This window comes from Legionella taurinensis (genome assembly GCF_900452865.1).
In the GTDB taxonomy this organism is placed as follows: domain Bacteria; phylum Pseudomonadota; class Gammaproteobacteria; order Legionellales; family Legionellaceae; genus Legionella_C; species Legionella_C taurinensis.
In genome coordinates, this window is the sequence record NZ_UGOZ01000001.1 from 2527738 (window position 1) to 2542607 (window position 14870).

The window sequence follows — 14870 nt, forward strand, 5'->3', positions numbered from 1 at the left end:
TCCTTCAGGGCCCAAAGTACTCGTACTCTGTCTCAGCCTGCTCTGCCCTATAAGATGGACGCGTGCTTTTTGGTGTTTTTTCCTTACCATAAATACGATTCAAGTTTCGGTTATCGTTTTTCTCACCATCCATGCTGACTTTATAAGCCGGCATTTCATAAATATGCAAAGTGCAGCTGATGCCTTCTCGCAATGCTTTTCGGCGTTTCAGCTGATGGACAAAGCCGTCATTTAATTCATCGTGATTGGTATGGAAGCGAAAGCGATCACTTCGCCCGATGAGCCTGGCTGTTTTCTCACCGCTCGGCTCGAAATACTTTTCAGACACCGCCTCGCTGAGCACCGTCACCGTGCCCCGATACAGGTGATCATGAATGCTCGTTTTCTGGCGCGGAGCAAGCACAAACAACCAGATGGAGAAAGGATTATCAACGTCTGGATGATCGTAAAGCATGTACCGGCCAATGCCACGTCCATCCAGCACGTCGGGATCAGCAGGCGCATAAATGGAATGATCAAGGTTCAATTTTCCTTCCTGCAACAGCCGGGGAATGAGTTCGGAAACGGTCTCATAAGTCACCGTTTCAAGGGTTTGGATTGCCTTGTTAAGGGCATCGACGTTCAGTTGATGAATCAAGTCAATATCCGATTTCATGTCTCTCCTTGGTTTTATTAACAGGCGTTGGCCTGAGCGGCGAAATCATACCGTAATTCCAGCCGTGTAAAAAATTTTAAAATAATGCGAGTCAAGACTGTTTTTTCATATTTTCTTTGTTTAATATAACTGATGCTATGCCCCACCCAAATACAATCCCTGTGGATAACTCTACTGACTCTTTTCACAACACCCCAGTTTCTTCGTTGACTATTGCCCCCATGGCTCACTCCGGGCAAGGCCCGCAGGCTTTTTTTGACGCCAGTCAGGCTTTGTTTTTATCCACAAAATCTGTGGATAATCCTGTGTACAGGATGTCGAAGACCTTGATAATTAAACACGTTAAGCCACTGCCCAGGATATTATCAACCGGAATTGCCGTTTGCAGCACAAGGAACAATGATGCTCAACCATGATCGTTACTGGCAGGCTAAACGGGTGACATTGATTGGCGCATTAATCAATGCCCTGCTTGGCATAATCAAACTGATTGGCGGCGCACTTTTTCACTCGCATGCATTAGTGGCGGATGGCATTCATTCCCTGTCCGATTTAATCACCGACATGATGGTGCTTTTCGCCTCCAAATACGGCAGTCTTGGGGCGGATACGACCCATCCCTATGGCCATCAGCGCATTGAGACAGCGGCGACGCTCTTATTGGCCCTGCTCCTGGTTCTTGCTGGCGCCGGGATTGCCTGGGACGCGGTCAATGAACTGATGTATCCGGATAAAGCCATCCCCGGAAAGATTGCCCTGGTCATTGCACTGTTCTCCATTTTCGCCAATGAATTACTTTTTCACTACACCCGTCATGTCGGCAAATTGATTGAGTCGCCGCTGATTATTGCCAATGCCTGGCATCATCGTTCCGATGCGGCCTCTTCGGTGGTGGTCGCACTGGGTTTAGTCGGCAGTCTATGGGGATTTACCTATCTCGACGCCGTCGCAGCAATTATTGTCGGCCTTATGATCATTAAAATGGGCATCGCCTATGGCTGGAACAGCGTCAAGGAACTGGTGGACACCGCCGTCGATGCGGAAATGCTGGCTAAAATTGAAAAAAATATTCAGCAGGTGAACGGGGTTAAAAAGATTCACCAGCTGCGCAGCCGCCTGATGGGGGGGGACATATTCATTGACGTGCATGTCCTGGTTGACCCTTTTATTTCCGTGTCCGAGGGCCATTACATCGCCCAGCACGTGCATCATGCCCTGATGAAGCAATTGACCCGCGTGAAGGATGTCACCGTACACATTGATCCCGAGGACGATGAAATCTCCTGCCCTTCCCTGCACCTGCGTAACCGCCGGCAATTGGAAAAAGAAATCCTTAAACCCTGGCAACAAGCGCATCCGGGCATTAAAGACTGGACGCTTCACTATCTGGACGGCCGCCTGATTATTGACTTGATGGTGGATGAAACCAACCACGATCAATCCGCCCTGGCAGACACTCTGCGGGCCGCATTGGCCAGCCATCCTGAAATAAAAGAAATCAGAGTCTTGCTCTATCACGAGGTCATTGCCTATGAATCGGCCTGAAATTGTCATTCTTGACGCGAAGCCTTTAATAAACGATGGATTAACTTTTGAACAGATGCACCCATTCGGCAATCTCACTGTGTATGACAAAACAGCAGAGAATGAAATTATTGAACGCGCCCGGGATGCGACAATTATCATCACCAACAAAGTCAGGTTGAACAACTGGCATTTCGAACGCCTGCCACACCTGCGTTACATCGGTGAAACCGCAACCGGGGTCGACAACATCGATGTGGCAGCCGCCAAAGAACGCGGCATCGTCGTCACCAATGTCCCCGATTACAGTACCGACAGCGTCGCTCAACATGTCATGGCCTTACTGCTGGCTTACACAAATGGCGTCGAAGTCCATGCCCAGTCGGTGGCCCGGGGGGAATGGCAACAACACCCTTATTTTGCCTACTGGCTAAAACCGGTTACTGAACTGGCAGGAATGACACTGGGAACACTGGGGTATGGCAAGGTGGCGCAACGCCTTGCTGTCATGGCACAGGCATTTGGTATGCGCGTCATTGCTCACAAGCCCACCCCTTTTGAGGATAAGGCAGTCCGTTGGGTGAATTTTGAAACGCTGCTTCAGCAAAGCGATGTGTTAAGCCTGCATTGTCCCTTGACGTCGAATACACGACATGTCATTAACCGTGAAACCTTGTTTAAGATGAAGGCAGGCAGCCTGCTTATCAATACCGGTCGCGGCGGCTTAATCGATGAACAGGCTCTGGCGCTTGCCCTAAAGCAGAATCATTTAGCGGCGGCCTGCCTGGATGTGTTGACTCAGGAACCACCGGAAGCGAACAATCCGCTGACGGCACTTCCCAATTGCCTGATTACGCCCCACATCGCCTGGGCGAGTCTTGCGGCAAGAAAACGCTTGCTAAATACTGTCTGTGAAAATATTATTCATTTCCTTAATCAAAAACCCGTCAATGTGGTTTAAGTCCAGTAGAGGAATGGTATTACAATGGATGCAGGCACTACCTTAAAGCTGATTTTTGCTCTGATAATCTTTGTCGTGATTCTGCTGGCCGGCTGGCTTCCTTTCAAACGCAAAAGCCAGGAAGATCACATTGATTTTCCCATTGGCGAAACCCTGGCTACCGGTATTTTCCTGGGGGCCGCGTTAATGCACATGCTGCCAGAGGCCAATTTATTGTTCCATACCATGGGTTATGACTACCCCTTCGCCTACATCATTGCTGGCCTTGTGTTTCTGTTTTTCCTGTGGTTTGAACATTTAGGCAAAGAATTGTATCAACACCATCACAGCAATCACCCCGCGTTTGCCATTCTAGCCTGGGCCATGTTATCCATTCATTCCCTGATGCTAGGTGCCGCCTTAGGATTAAATCACAATAATTCATTCGTGATTATGTTGTTTTTGGCTATCATTACTCATAAATGGGCCGAAAGTTTCGCCATTGCCGTGCAATTGAATAAAAGCTCGCTGGCATTTAACAAAAGTCTGTTATTCTTTTTAAGTTTCAGCCTGATGATGCCGGTGGGTATTTTTTTTGGCTGGTACTTTGGCCATGGGGTTGAAACCAACTCCCTGATTGACCCTATCCTGATTGCCGCCTCGGCCGGCACGTTTCTCTACCTGGGTACTCTGCATGGCCTTGAAAAATGCGTTATGGTCGAACGATGCTGCAATTTACGTGATTTCAGCTTCGTCATTATTGGATTTTTACTCATGGCTTCGGTGGCTGCCTATGTCTGAATTGCTGACACAACAACCTTTAATCCTGGCATCGTCTTCAATGCCCCGTCAACAATTGCTTCAATCGCTTGGATTGCAATTTGCTGTTATTCCATCGCATTGCGACGAAGAGCAAATCAAAAAGCTGTCTCCGCAGGCATCCCATAAGGAACTGGCAGCGACGCTTGCCGCCAGCAAAGCCCTTCTGGTGAGCGAAGATCATCCGGAACATTTTGTCATTGGGGCCGATCAGCTTTGCGTCCTCGGGGACAAACCGTTCGACAAGCCGGGGAATCATGAGACGGCTGTCACGCAATTACGGCGGTTAAGAGGCAAAACGCACCAACAAATTTCCGCCTGTTGCCTTGCCAAAGAAGGGCAAATTCTCTGGGCAGCTCAGGATGTTGCCTTTTTAACCATGCGCAACCTAAGCGATCGTAGCATCGAAGCGTACCTGCTTGCAGACCAACCCTATCAAAGCTGCGGAGCCTATCATTACGAAGGCCTGGGAAAATGGTTATTCAGTGAAGTCAGAGGCAGCGACAGCACCATCCTGGGCTTGCCTGTACAACCCTTGATTGAGGCTTTGCTTAAGCACCACATCATTACGCTCTAAGCCTTACGCGTAATCGGTACACTTCTTGCAGTCTGAAGCTATACTTCTACAATCACGGACGTTGGAGCAGCTCAATGGCGCAAAAGCATAGCAAAAAAAATCACTCACCCCATCATAAAAGTGCGCTTTGCCTGATTAACCAACCTGAAAAAACCACAGGCAGCAAGCAGACGTATGAACGAATCGCCTGTGTATTTCAGGGCGGCGGCGCGTTAGGCGCTTACCAGGTCGGCGCCTTCAGAGCGATTCATGAGCGAGGTTACTGCCCCAATTTCCTTGCCGGTGTTTCCATTGGCGCCATTAACAGTGCCATCATTGCCGGAAATGCCAAAGAACAGCAGGTGGACAAATTAATGGAATTCTGGGAAACCATTATGCCTCAATTATGGTTTGACGGGCTGGTTCATTTTCAGGACGTGGAATACATTCACCACATGTACAATCAAATGGGTGCCTGGCATTCTGTTTTCCATGGCTTGGAAGGATTTTTTACACCCCGCTTATTTCCACCCCATTTTCTCTCCAAAGACACCCCTGACTATCTCAGCTACTACGACACGAGCCCGTTGCAGACCACCCTGGAGAAAATCATTGATTTTGATCGCATCAATGAGAAAAAAGTGACGCTCTGTCTTGGGGCGGTCAACATTACGTCGGGTGAAATGGAATTTTTCAACAACCAGAAGATGGAAATCACGCCTGCGCACGTCATGGCCAGCGGTGCCCTGCCGCCGGGTTTCCCTGCCATTAAAATTGGCGAGGATTATTTTTGGGATGGCGGTATTTATGCCAACACCCCGTTAGTAACCGTCCTTGATGCGTTGCCTGAACAGGATACCCTCTGCTTTGTCGTGGATTGCTTCAGTCTCAAAGGGCGTCTGCCACAAACCATGGATCAACTGGAAGAACGGCAGAAAGACATCCGTTACGCCAGCCACTCCCGCCGTTTAACCAACGTGTACACCAGCCGGCAAAATTTACAGGCGGCCATTGAATACCTGGGCCGTAAACTGCCCGAATCAGTCAAACAGGATCCCGAAGTGAAAAAAATTTTAGATTTGGGGCACAGCAAACGCTTCAGTGTGGTTCATATCATTTACAGCGGCACCCCTTATTCGCACTCGTTTAAGGATTATAATTTCTCACGCGCAGCCATCGATTTTCGTTTAAAGACCGGTTATCACAATGCCATTGATGTTCTGAATAATCCAGAATGGGAAAATAAATCGAACAAAACCTTAGCCTGTTCGATCTATGGGGTCACACCCGACTATTTCGATCAACATTAACCGGACCCGTTTTAGCGATTACAACTGCGCCAGGACCTCCTGCAGGTGTTTCACGGCAATCACTTCCATGGACAGGGGGTGTTTTGGCGCGTTAGCCAATGGAATGATGGCGCGTTTAAACCCATGCTTCGCCGCCTCTCGCAGGCGTTCCTGCCCGCTTTGCACCGGCCTTATCTCACCCGCTAAACCCACCTCCCCGAAAACGATGGTTTCACGGTCAACCGCTTTGTTGCGTAAACTGGAGACCACAGCCGCCAGTAAGGCCAGATCACTGCCGGTTTCGGTGACCTTTACCCCGCCGACAACATTAATAAACACATCCTGATCAAACGTCGCCACGCCGCCATGGCGGTGCAGCACAGCCAGCAGAATGGCCAGGCGGTTGTGTTCCAGGCCGGCGGTGATGCGTTTGGCCTGTTGGCCATGCGCCTCGTCCACCAGCGCCTGAACCTCCACCAGCATGGGACGCGATCCCTCCCAGGTGACCATGACCGCACTGCCCGGTGTTGTTTCCGGTTGGCGGGATAGGAAAATGGCTGAGGGATTGGCCACTTCTTTCAATCCGCGATCAGTCATGGCAAAAATACCCAGTTCGTTGACAGCGCCAAAGCGGTTTTTAATGGCGCGGATCACACGGAAACGGCTGTCGCTCTGCCCTTCAAAATAAAGCACGGTATCGACCATGTGCTCCAGAACCCGAGGCCCGGCCAATGCTCCCTCTTTCGTCACATGCCCAACCAGAAAAACAGCGGTATTGGTCATTTTGGCAAAACGCACCAATTGCGCTGCTGATTCGCGTACCTGGCTTACCCCCCCGGGTGCGGAAGTAATGGAATCAGTAAAGATGGTCTGCACCGAATCCACCACCAGAATGCGGGGCATTTCCTTTCTGGCATGGTCAATGATGGTTTCCACCTGGGTTTCAGCCAGAAGACGTAAACCGGCCAGAGGCAATTGCAGACGCCGTGCCCGCATGGCGACCTGCTGCAGGGATTCCTCGCCGGTTACATAAAGGACGTTGTGCTCCTGCGACAAATTGGCCAGCGTCTGAATGAGCAGGGTGGATTTACCAATGCCCGGATCGCCGCCGATTAACACCACTGAACCATCCACCAATCCGCCACCTAAGACCCGATTCAATTCTGATAAACCGCAATCCATGCGGACTTCGGTATGCATCACCACCTCCTCCACGGCCGTGACGGCGGAACGCTGGTTGGCATAATGACCCAGCCTGCTGGTGCGTCCCCCTGAGGCGAGGCTTTCTTCCGTCACCCCGTTCCAGACACCGCACTGGGCGCATTGCCCAGCCCATTGCGAGAACACCGCCCCACAGTGATTGCATACAAATCGGGTTTTTGTTTTCATTGCTTTTAAAGAAACCTGAACGTGTTAAATTTTTTGTATTCTTTCTCAAGTGGTGTAAATTAGCAAATCAGGTCATCGGGAAAAGTAACCATGAGCAAGACACGTTTTGAATGGGCTGTCGTTGGCGCTGGGCCTGCGGGCATTGCCGCGGTCGGCAAATTGCTGGATCACGGCATTAAGCCGGCCAGTATTTTATGGTTGGACCCCGAGTTTAAGGTGGGTGATCTGGGGCAATTGTGGTCCAATGTGTCCAGCAATACCAGCGTTAAACGATTTATTGATTTCTTAAACGATGCCGCCTCCTTTCGCTACAATGATGCACCGGACTTTCGCTTGAATCAATTGCCTCCGGAGTCGACCTGTACCCTGAAATACATTGTTGAGCCGCTGCAATGGATTAGCGATCATCTGCGCCGCGATGTGCACAGCGTCAAGGCCACTGTTCATGCCATGGCCTTAACCCGACGAACCTGGTCCCTGGACAGCGGCAAGGACACATTTAAAGCCAACAATGTGATTCTCGCCACAGGTGCTGTGCCCTCGAGCCTTAACCATGCGGGCGTCGATGTCATGCCCTTTGAGACAGCCATTGATAAACCAAAACTCGCCGACGCGGTTAACAGGGAACACACTTACGGCGTTTTCGGCTCATCGCATTCAGCCATTATTGTCGTGCGCCATCTGGTGGAACTTGGTGTTAAAAAAATAATCAACTTTTATCGCTCCCCCTGCCGCTATGCCGTGGAAATGGGTGACTGGATTCTTTTTGACAACACCGGCCTTAAAGGCGAGACAGCGGCCTGGGCCCGGGAAAACATTGACGGTACCCTGCCTGCCAACTTAGTCCGCTACAACACCAGCGAACCCAACCTTGCCCGCTACCTGCCCGAATGCAATCAGGTGATTTATGCCGTTGGCTTTTCACGGCGAAAAAATTTAGTCATCGGCGATTACGAGCAAGCCCCCTACAATCCCCATGTCGGCATTATTGGTCCCGGCCTGTTCGGCTTAGGCATCGCCTTTCCCGAGCACAAGGCGGATCCTTACGGCAGCGTGGAATCGCAGGTTGGCTTATGGAAATTCATGGTGTACCTAAACAAGGTATTGCCCGCCTGGTTTAAGTACCCGGCTTAATCGCAGCGCTTTACAGCTCATGCACCCTGTTATAAAAAAGAGTATTCTCTACCTGTTTCGGGAAACGGGGCTGTGAGCCAGGGATTCTCACAGAACCCGTTGAAACTTTAAACTAAAAAGCTATACTCCCTCTTTTGCTCAAAGGTTTTGCTCATGACCCAACCCGTTCAGTTTGAACAATCAATCAGCGAGCTGGAAGCCATCGTCCAGCAGCTTGAAAAAGGCGAATTGTCCCTGGAAGACTCGCTTAAGCAATTTGAAAAAGGCATTGCCTTGGCCCGTCAATGCCAGGAAGTATTGACTCAGGCTGAGCAGAAAATTGAAATGCTGACCAGCCACCATTTAATTTCTGTCGATGATGCCACTGATGAGCAATAAAATCATAGAACGCCACGCCCATCGGCATGATGAGTACTTAAAACAGTTGCTGGCTGACTATGATATCGCAGCCCCGCGCCTGAAAGAGGCCATTACCTATGCTCTGTTTCCCGGGGGAAAACGTTTACGGCCGGTGTTGGTTTATCTCATTGGTCAATTGCTGAAAATCGACCTCGCCTGCCTGGACATCCTGGCGGCTGCGATTGAGTTGACGCATGCCTACTCCCTGATTCATGATGATTTACCGGCCATGGATGATGACGACATGCGTCGCGGAAAACCAAGCTGCCACAAAGCCTTTGACGAAGCAACCGCGATCCTGGCAGGCGATGGCCTGCAGGGCATGGCGGTTGAAATTCTTTTGAATAAACTGCCGGCTTACCTGCCTGCCACGCAAGTGGTTGCCGTGGCAAATGCCCTGACGAAAGCCACTGGCGTCTCGGGCATGGTCAGCGGCCAATGCCTTGACTTAAGCGAGTTAAGCCAGCCTGGGATCGATGAGCAACGTCTGCGTTTTATCCATTCGCTCAAAACCGGTCAACTGATTCTTGCCTGCGCCACCATGCCGCTTGCTGCTGCAACGGATGTCAAACCAGACGCTGCTCAAGCCATTCGTGAATTCGCAGCCCATCTGGGTCTGGTTTTTCAAATGCAGGATGACTACCTGGATCAGTACGCGGAAAAAACCCATGGCAAGGGGCGGGCTTCCGACTTGGAAAACGAGAAAATGACCTTCGCGGCCCTGCACAGCAAAACGGAGTTGCAGTCATTAATTAAACACCATTATTCCTTAGCCTTCGCCTCCCTTGAGCCATTTGGCGACAAGGCGGATGAATTAAGGCAGTTGACCGAATCGCTTGAGCAACGTCGGTAACCGGGTTCTATACCCAGACATCCTGATAACAGGTATACTCTTTTCTTTGCTCGAATAAGGAACTTTCATGCTGCATCAACCCGGGGTCACGTTCTCTGCCGCTGCGGACAATGCTCAGCAGGATGGCCGATTGCGGCAGGCACAATTAAAAATGCTGGAGATGCTGAAAGTCGTCGATGACATTTGCCAGCAGCATGAACTGGATTACTGGCTGGAAGGGGGAACGCTGCTGGGTGCAGTGCGTCATCAGGGCTTCATTCCCTGGGATGACGACATGGACATTTCCATGCCCCGCGAAAGCTATGACCAATTCCTTCGCCTGGCTCCCGCACTGCTTCCTGAGCACCTGTGGCTGCAAACAGCACAAACGGACCCGGGTTATTATAATCTCGCCGTCCCTTTAAAGATTCGCGATAAAGACAGCCGTTTCATTGAATGGCATGAACGAGGGAATGAACCTTACCATCAGGGGATATTCATCGATGTGTTTGTCTATGATCACATGCCCGCCAATCCGGTTAAACGAAAACTCTACAAATGGCTTGCAAAAAAAACAGTGCGCCTAAGCCGCCATAAATACTGCCCTCTGCCGCTGGGAGGGCATCCACGCCTTTATGAACTACTCGGTCAGTTGATTCCCAAACACTGGCTCGACTCGCTGCTTCAGGGGATTATCCGCCAAGCCAATGCCAGCAAAAGCCCTTATTCAGGCTATGGTTTTGATTGCGTCAACAGCAATCTGCTGCCGTTAACGGCGATCTACCCCTTAAAACGGGCACGCTTTGAATCCGCCGAGTTCAACATTATTAATCAGGCGGAAGCCATACTGACTCAGCTCTACGGCGACTACCTGACGCTGCCGCCGATCCATGAACAAATAATGAAACATTGTCGGGAGCTGATTCCCTACCTTGATCGCCAAAAAGACGTAATGGAGTAATAAGAATGAATATCAAACTGGTGATTTTTGATTTGGATGGCGTGCTGGTTGATTCCCGCGAGCATCACTTTGTCGCCTTAAATCGCGCCCTGGCTGAAGTGGGCGAGCGTTATGTCATCAGTAAAAAAGATCACCTGCAATTGTTTGACGGCTTAAGCACGCAGCGAAAACTGGAATTATTGAGCGAGCAACGCGGGCTTGATGTCAGTTTTCATCAGTCCATCTGGCATAAAAAACAAGCCCTCACTTTTCAGGTCATTGATGAAATGCTTGCACCTGATCCGCAAATCACGGCCTTGTTCCAGCGGCTTAAAGCGGATGGCTTAAAAATTTATGTCTGCTCCAATTCCATTCGTGAAACCATCAAACTGGTCCTGCTGAAAATGGGACTTATGCAATACGTTGATTATTTCATTTCCAATCAGGATGTACTGTCCGCCAAGCCACATCCTGAAATGTATTGGCTTGCAATGATGAAAGAAAAAGTACTGCCCAAGGAAACCCTGATTGTTGAAGATTCCTACGTTGGCCGTACCGCCGCGTTGTCATCCGGCGCTAACCTTTGCGCGGTGAAAAGCCCGGCGGAAGTGTGCATCAGCAAAATTTATCAGGACATGCAACGCCGCGTGCAATCCGCCAAATGGCATGATGATAGCCTGAATGTGGTCATTCCCATGTCCGGCGCCGGTAGCCGTTTTGTCAATGCCGGCTTTACTTTTCCAAAGCCGCTTATCAGCATTGGCGATAAACCGATGATCCAGTTGGCTGTCGAAAATCTCAATGTTCAGGCCAATTTTATTTTTATTGTCCGGCGCGACCATTATGAAACCTACCATCTGGAGTCATTGCTTAAAATTATTGCGCCTGGATGCCGCATCCTTATCACCGACGGCATTACTGAGGGCGCCTGCTGCAGTACCCTGCTGGCTACCGATTACATTAACAATGACGCCCCACTGTTGATTGCCAATTCAGATCAATACGTGGAATGGGAAAGCGGCGCCTTTTTCCATGCCATGAACGCACCGCATGTCGATGGTGGTATACTCACGTTCGAAAGCACCCACCCAAAGTGGAGCTATATCCGAGTGGATGAATTGGGCAATGTCACCCAACTGCGGGAAAAGGAAGTCATTTCCAATCAGGCCACGGTCGGCATTTATTATTGGACCCGCGGCAAAGACTATGTTCGCCATGCCCGCCAGATGATTGCTAAGAACATCCGCGTCAATAATGAATTTTATGTGGCGCCGGTGTATAACGAAGGCATCGCGGAAGGCATGAAATTTAAAGCCTATGCAGTGGACGCCATGTGGGGATTAGGAACGCCGGAAGATTTACAACACTTCCTGCTTCATCATCCCGGTATCGGCAAGGATTCCCGTTCCATTTCACCATTGCCTGCCCCGGCGGCAATACCCGTTTAGAGAAAGAGTATGACGTTTATCCATTCCGCCAAATTAATCAGCCTCGCCTATTCGCTGGGGCTTTTCGTTTTTGGTTATTTCCTGGCAAAAAAGGTGAGCCATTTTGTTGCCATCCCTATTGCTCAACGCTTTTCGCGCCATCATGCGCAACTGGTCCGTCGCGCCACGTTTTACATTATTTTTATCATGTTCTTTGTCACTGGCCTGCAGCATCTTGGCTTCAATCTAAGCGTACTGCTGGGTGCAGCCGGTGTTTTCACGGTGGCCGTGAGTTTTGCTTCGCAAACCGCCGCATCCAATTTAATCAGTGGTATTTTTCTACTCTTTGAAAGACCCTTTAAAGTCGGCGACACCATTGAAGTGAAAACCATTCGAGGAACCGTGGAATCCATTGATCTGCTTTCATCCAAATTACGCACGGCGGACAATACGCTGGTTCGTATTCCTAACGAATCGATGATGAAATCGGAAATCTTTAACTTAAGTTATTTTCTGACCCGCCGTATCGACGTGCTGTTGGGAGTAAGCTATCAATGCAACATTGAGCAAGTCAAACGACTGCTTAAAGAAGTGGCTGAAGCCTGCGATAATGTGCTGAAAGAGCCTGAACCCACGGTCATTATTGAACATTTTGCCGATTACGCCGTGCAGTTAAAATTGATGGTCTGGGCTAAAAATGGCGATTTGCAAACCATAAAAAACAGCCTGCAGGAAAAAATCAAACAGGTTTTTGATGAGCAGGGAATTGAAATGCCTGTGCAACAGGTTACCATCCACCAGGTTGAAGTCGAAAAGGAGTAAGCTCAATGACCGCAGCCCTGCTTGCCACTGGCGATGAAATTGTCATTGGGGATACGCTCAACACCAATGGCCAGCAAATTGCTCACGCCCTGCATGCCGACGGCCTCGCTCTGGGTCTGCACATGACCTGCGGCGACGATGAAACGCAGATTTATCAATCCTTAAGTTACCTCGCCAGTCACCATGATATTATTTTAATAACAGGCGGTCTTGGCCCCACGTCGGATGATCGTACCCGTTACGCCCTTGCCCGCCTGATGGGAGTCGGTTTGGAAAAATTCCCTGAGGCGCTGGAGCACATTCAGACACGGCTGCGCCACAGTGCGTTAAGTTTAAGCCCCGGCAATCAGCAGCAGGCTCTTTTTCCTCCAGGGGCTACCTTGCTCCCTAACCCCAATGGCACGGCTCTGGGCTGCTATTGTTATTGGCAAAACAAATTACTGGTTCTGCTTCCTGGCCCGCCCCGGGAATGCCTGCCCATGTTCAACCAGCATGTGCTGCCTCTTTTGCAGGCCTCAGCGCACACCGATAAAACCCTGTTAAAATGGCGTGTCTTTGGTGTGGCGGAGAGTCAAATTGCTCAACAGATTGATGAGGCTGTCCAGGCGCTGGATTGTGAAACCGGCTACCGCCTCGAAACCCCTTATGTGGAGTGCAAAGTCCGATGCCGCGAATCACTGGTTGCAAAGGTCAGGGAAATCATCGAACCCATCGTCGCACCGCACACCATTGCCACCACCGAGAAAAAAGCATCCGAAGCCTTGCGTGATCTGATCCTCGCCCGGAGCGTACGCCTTTCCATTCAGGATGACGCCACGGGTGGGGTTTTACAACGCCTGTTGCAGCAGCCTGAGAATTACCCCTTACTGAAATTCAACAGCCAGACACCGCAACCGCTGCATTTTCACATCACCGGTTTAGAGGCATACTGGCACCAGCAGGACACGGGTACCACCACAGAAGTCAGAATTGCCTACACGTCAGCAAAAAAACAGGGGCAGGAAGGCCGGGAATTGCCCTATCGCAGCCCGCTAGTCGTCCACATCGCCGCGGAGTGGCTGAGTTTCCGCCTCTTTCATCTCATCAATGAGTTGCATGAGGTCGTAACATAGCTGTTTGGTGCCGTCGCCTTTAATGGCTGAAACAGTATACACCTTGCCCTCCCAATTCAGGCCTTTAACCACTTGGTCAATGGCCTGCTGCCGTGTCTCCTCGTCAGGGAGCATGTCCATTTTATTTAAGACCAGCCAACGGGGTTTATGCACCAGTTCCGGATCGTATTCTGCCAGCTCATTGATGATCGCTTTAGCAGAAACGACTGGATCACTGCCATCCAGCGGTGCAATATCCACCACATGAAGCAAAATGCAAGTGCGTGACAAATGCTTTAAGAAGCGATGCCCAAGACCCGCTCCTTCCGCCGCACCCTCAATCAGACCGGGGATATCCGCCATGACAAAACTTTTGTGGGAAGAAACATCCACTACGCCTAAGCCCGGATGCAGGGTGGTAAACGGATAATCCGCCACCTTGGGCTTGGCGCTGGATACGGCGCGAATCAAGGTGGATTTGCCGGCATTGGGCAACCCCAAAAGGCCTACATCGGCCAGAACGCGTAACTCCAGTCGTAAATGGCGCGCTTCACCCGGAGTGCCCTGGGTTGTTTGTCTTGGCGCGCGATTCACACTGCTTTTAAAGCGGGTATTCCCCAAGCCATGGAAACCGCCCTGGGCTATCAACAAACGATCGCCTGCCTGTTTGATATCCCCGATTAATTCCTGCGTATCGATGTCAAAGACCATGGTGCCGACCGGGACCTTAATGATTAAATCATCCCCTTTTTTACCGGTACAGTTACCTCCCATACCCGGTTGGCCATTCTGGGCCTTGTAGTGACGCTGATAGCGAAAATCCACCAGGGTATTTAAATCAGAGCTTGCTTCAAGAAACACACTGCCGCCGTCACCGCCGTCACCGCCGTCAGGACCGCCTTTGGGAACGAATTTTTCGCGCCTGAAGCTTAAGCAACCATGGCCGCCATTTCCTGCTTCTACTTTAATGATTGCTTCGTCGACAAATTTCATGGTGACATCATCTCTTAAACGAAAAAAGCCCCTTATAGCGGGGCTTAAAACACGACTTCA

15 protein-coding genes are annotated in these 14870 nt (G+C 50.3%); 12 read left to right on the forward strand and 3 right to left on the reverse strand.

Annotation, left to right across the window (positions count from 1 at the left end; all coding sequences use genetic code 11):
- Positions 1–4 precede the first annotated feature (4 nt).
- Positions 5–655: a cupin domain-containing protein gene (locus DYE45_RS11520; protein ID WP_174703688.1), complete on the reverse strand. Its 651-nt coding sequence runs from the start codon at positions 653–655 to the stop codon at positions 5–7.
- Between the two features lie 402 nt (positions 656–1057).
- On the opposite strand from DYE45_RS11520, the gene DYE45_RS11525 reads away from it, so the two are divergent.
- The 5 genes from DYE45_RS11525 (at position 1058) to DYE45_RS11545 (ending at position 5804) form a co-directional block, all read left to right on the forward strand.
- Positions 1058–2200, forward strand: coding sequence for a cation diffusion facilitator family transporter (locus DYE45_RS11525; RefSeq protein ID WP_108293091.1), 1143 nt, complete (start codon positions 1058–1060; stop codon positions 2198–2200).
- Positions 2187–3140, forward strand: coding sequence for a D-2-hydroxyacid dehydrogenase (locus DYE45_RS11530; RefSeq protein ID WP_108293089.1), 954 nt, complete (start codon positions 2187–2189; stop codon positions 3138–3140). The genes DYE45_RS11525 and DYE45_RS11530 overlap by 14 nt, the downstream gene beginning before the upstream one ends.
- A gap of 24 nt (positions 3141–3164) precedes the next feature.
- Positions 3165–3920, forward strand: a complete 756-nt coding sequence (locus DYE45_RS11535) for a ZIP family metal transporter (protein WP_115300929.1) — start codon at positions 3165–3167, stop codon at positions 3918–3920.
- Positions 3913–4515 carry a Maf family protein gene (locus DYE45_RS11540; protein ID WP_108293087.1) on the forward strand — a complete coding sequence of 201 codons (603 nt, stop codon included), beginning with the start codon at positions 3913–3915 and terminating at the stop codon, positions 4513–4515. Before DYE45_RS11535 ends, DYE45_RS11540 begins: the two co-directional genes overlap by 8 nt.
- Positions 4516–4589: 74 nt before the next feature.
- A complete protein-coding gene (locus DYE45_RS11545; RefSeq protein WP_108293085.1) occupies positions 4590–5804 on the forward strand; it encodes a patatin-like phospholipase family protein in 1215 nt (404 codons plus the stop codon).
- Positions 5805–5822: 18 nt separating this feature from the next.
- Here DYE45_RS11545 and radA read toward each other — a convergent pair whose 3' ends face one another.
- A complete protein-coding gene (radA, locus tag DYE45_RS11550) occupies positions 5823–7172 on the reverse strand; it encodes a DNA repair protein RadA (RefSeq protein WP_108293083.1) in 1350 nt (449 codons plus the stop codon).
- Between the two features lie 90 nt (positions 7173–7262).
- Here radA and DYE45_RS11555 point away from each other — a divergent pair, with 90 nt between their 5' ends.
- From DYE45_RS11555 to DYE45_RS11585, 7 genes are all read left to right on the forward strand, one after another.
- Entirely contained in the window at positions 7263–8306 is a 1044-nt protein-coding gene (locus DYE45_RS11555; protein WP_108293081.1) for an FAD-dependent oxidoreductase, read from the forward strand.
- A 153-nt stretch (positions 8307–8459) separates the two neighbouring features.
- Positions 8460–8684 carry an exodeoxyribonuclease VII small subunit gene (locus DYE45_RS11560; protein ID WP_108293079.1) on the forward strand — a complete coding sequence of 75 codons (225 nt, stop codon included), beginning with the start codon at positions 8460–8462 and terminating at the stop codon, positions 8682–8684.
- Complete coding sequence (locus tag DYE45_RS11565; protein ID WP_108293077.1) at positions 8674–9558, forward strand: polyprenyl synthetase family protein; 885 nt, start codon at positions 8674–8676, stop codon at positions 9556–9558. The genes DYE45_RS11560 and DYE45_RS11565 overlap by 11 nt, the downstream gene beginning before the upstream one ends.
- A 67-nt stretch (positions 9559–9625) precedes the next feature.
- Positions 9626–10498 (forward strand): LicD family protein, encoded by an 873-nt coding sequence (locus DYE45_RS11570; RefSeq protein ID WP_108293075.1) that lies wholly within the window; start codon positions 9626–9628, stop codon positions 10496–10498.
- A 5-nt stretch (positions 10499–10503) separates the two neighbouring features.
- Entirely contained in the window at positions 10504–11925 is a 1422-nt protein-coding gene (locus tag DYE45_RS11575; protein ID WP_108293073.1) for an HAD-IA family hydrolase, read from the forward strand.
- 9 nt (positions 11926–11934) lie between these two features.
- Complete coding sequence (locus DYE45_RS11580; protein WP_108293071.1) at positions 11935–12726, forward strand: mechanosensitive ion channel family protein; 792 nt, start codon at positions 11935–11937, stop codon at positions 12724–12726.
- 5 nt (positions 12727–12731) lie between these two features.
- Positions 12732–13838 (forward strand): competence/damage-inducible protein A, encoded by a 1107-nt coding sequence (locus DYE45_RS11585; RefSeq protein WP_108293069.1) that lies wholly within the window; start codon positions 12732–12734, stop codon positions 13836–13838.
- On the opposite strand, the gene cgtA is transcribed toward DYE45_RS11585, so the two are convergent.
- Positions 13758–14810 (reverse strand): Obg family GTPase CgtA, encoded by a 1053-nt coding sequence (cgtA, locus tag DYE45_RS11590; protein WP_108293067.1) that lies wholly within the window; start codon positions 14808–14810, stop codon positions 13758–13760. The two genes, DYE45_RS11585 and cgtA, sit on opposite strands and share 81 nt — an antisense overlap.
- Positions 14811–14870: the final 60 nt, after the last annotated feature.

What these genes read in the sequence shown, in the direction of transcription:
- DYE45_RS11555 (WP_108293081.1), top strand. Translation starts at nt 7,263, where the DNA reads ATGAGCAAGACACGTTTTGAATGGGCTGTCGTTGGCGCTGGGCCTGCG.
- DYE45_RS11535 (WP_115300929.1), top strand. Translation starts at nt 3,165, where the DNA reads ATGGATGCAGGCACTACCTTAAAGCTGATTTTTGCTCTGATAATCTTT.
- DYE45_RS11585 (WP_108293069.1), top strand. Translation starts at nt 12,732, where the DNA reads ATGACCGCAGCCCTGCTTGCCACTGGCGATGAAATTGTCATTGGGGAT.
- radA (WP_108293083.1), bottom strand. Translation starts at nt 7,172, where the DNA reads ATGAAAACAAAAACCCGATTTGTATGCAATCACTGTGGGGCGGTGTTC.
- cgtA (WP_108293067.1), bottom strand. Translation starts at nt 14,810, where the DNA reads ATGAAATTTGTCGACGAAGCAATCATTAAAGTAGAAGCAGGAAATGGC.
- DYE45_RS11540 (WP_108293087.1), top strand. Translation starts at nt 3,913, where the DNA reads ATGTCTGAATTGCTGACACAACAACCTTTAATCCTGGCATCGTCTTCA.
- DYE45_RS11570 (WP_108293075.1), top strand. Translation starts at nt 9,626, where the DNA reads ATGCTGCATCAACCCGGGGTCACGTTCTCTGCCGCTGCGGACAATGCT.
- DYE45_RS11575 (WP_108293073.1), top strand. Translation starts at nt 10,504, where the DNA reads ATGAATATCAAACTGGTGATTTTTGATTTGGATGGCGTGCTGGTTGAT.
- DYE45_RS11580 (WP_108293071.1), top strand. Translation starts at nt 11,935, where the DNA reads ATGACGTTTATCCATTCCGCCAAATTAATCAGCCTCGCCTATTCGCTG.
- DYE45_RS11545 (WP_108293085.1), top strand. Translation starts at nt 4,590, where the DNA reads ATGGCGCAAAAGCATAGCAAAAAAAATCACTCACCCCATCATAAAAGT.
- DYE45_RS11530 (WP_108293089.1), top strand. Translation starts at nt 2,187, where the DNA reads ATGAATCGGCCTGAAATTGTCATTCTTGACGCGAAGCCTTTAATAAAC.
- DYE45_RS11520 (WP_174703688.1), bottom strand. Translation starts at nt 655, where the DNA reads ATGAAATCGGATATTGACTTGATTCATCAACTGAACGTCGATGCCCTT.
- DYE45_RS11560 (WP_108293079.1), top strand. Translation starts at nt 8,460, where the DNA reads ATGACCCAACCCGTTCAGTTTGAACAATCAATCAGCGAGCTGGAAGCC.
- DYE45_RS11525 (WP_108293091.1), top strand. Translation starts at nt 1,058, where the DNA reads ATGCTCAACCATGATCGTTACTGGCAGGCTAAACGGGTGACATTGATT.
- DYE45_RS11565 (WP_108293077.1), top strand. Translation starts at nt 8,674, where the DNA reads ATGAGCAATAAAATCATAGAACGCCACGCCCATCGGCATGATGAGTAC.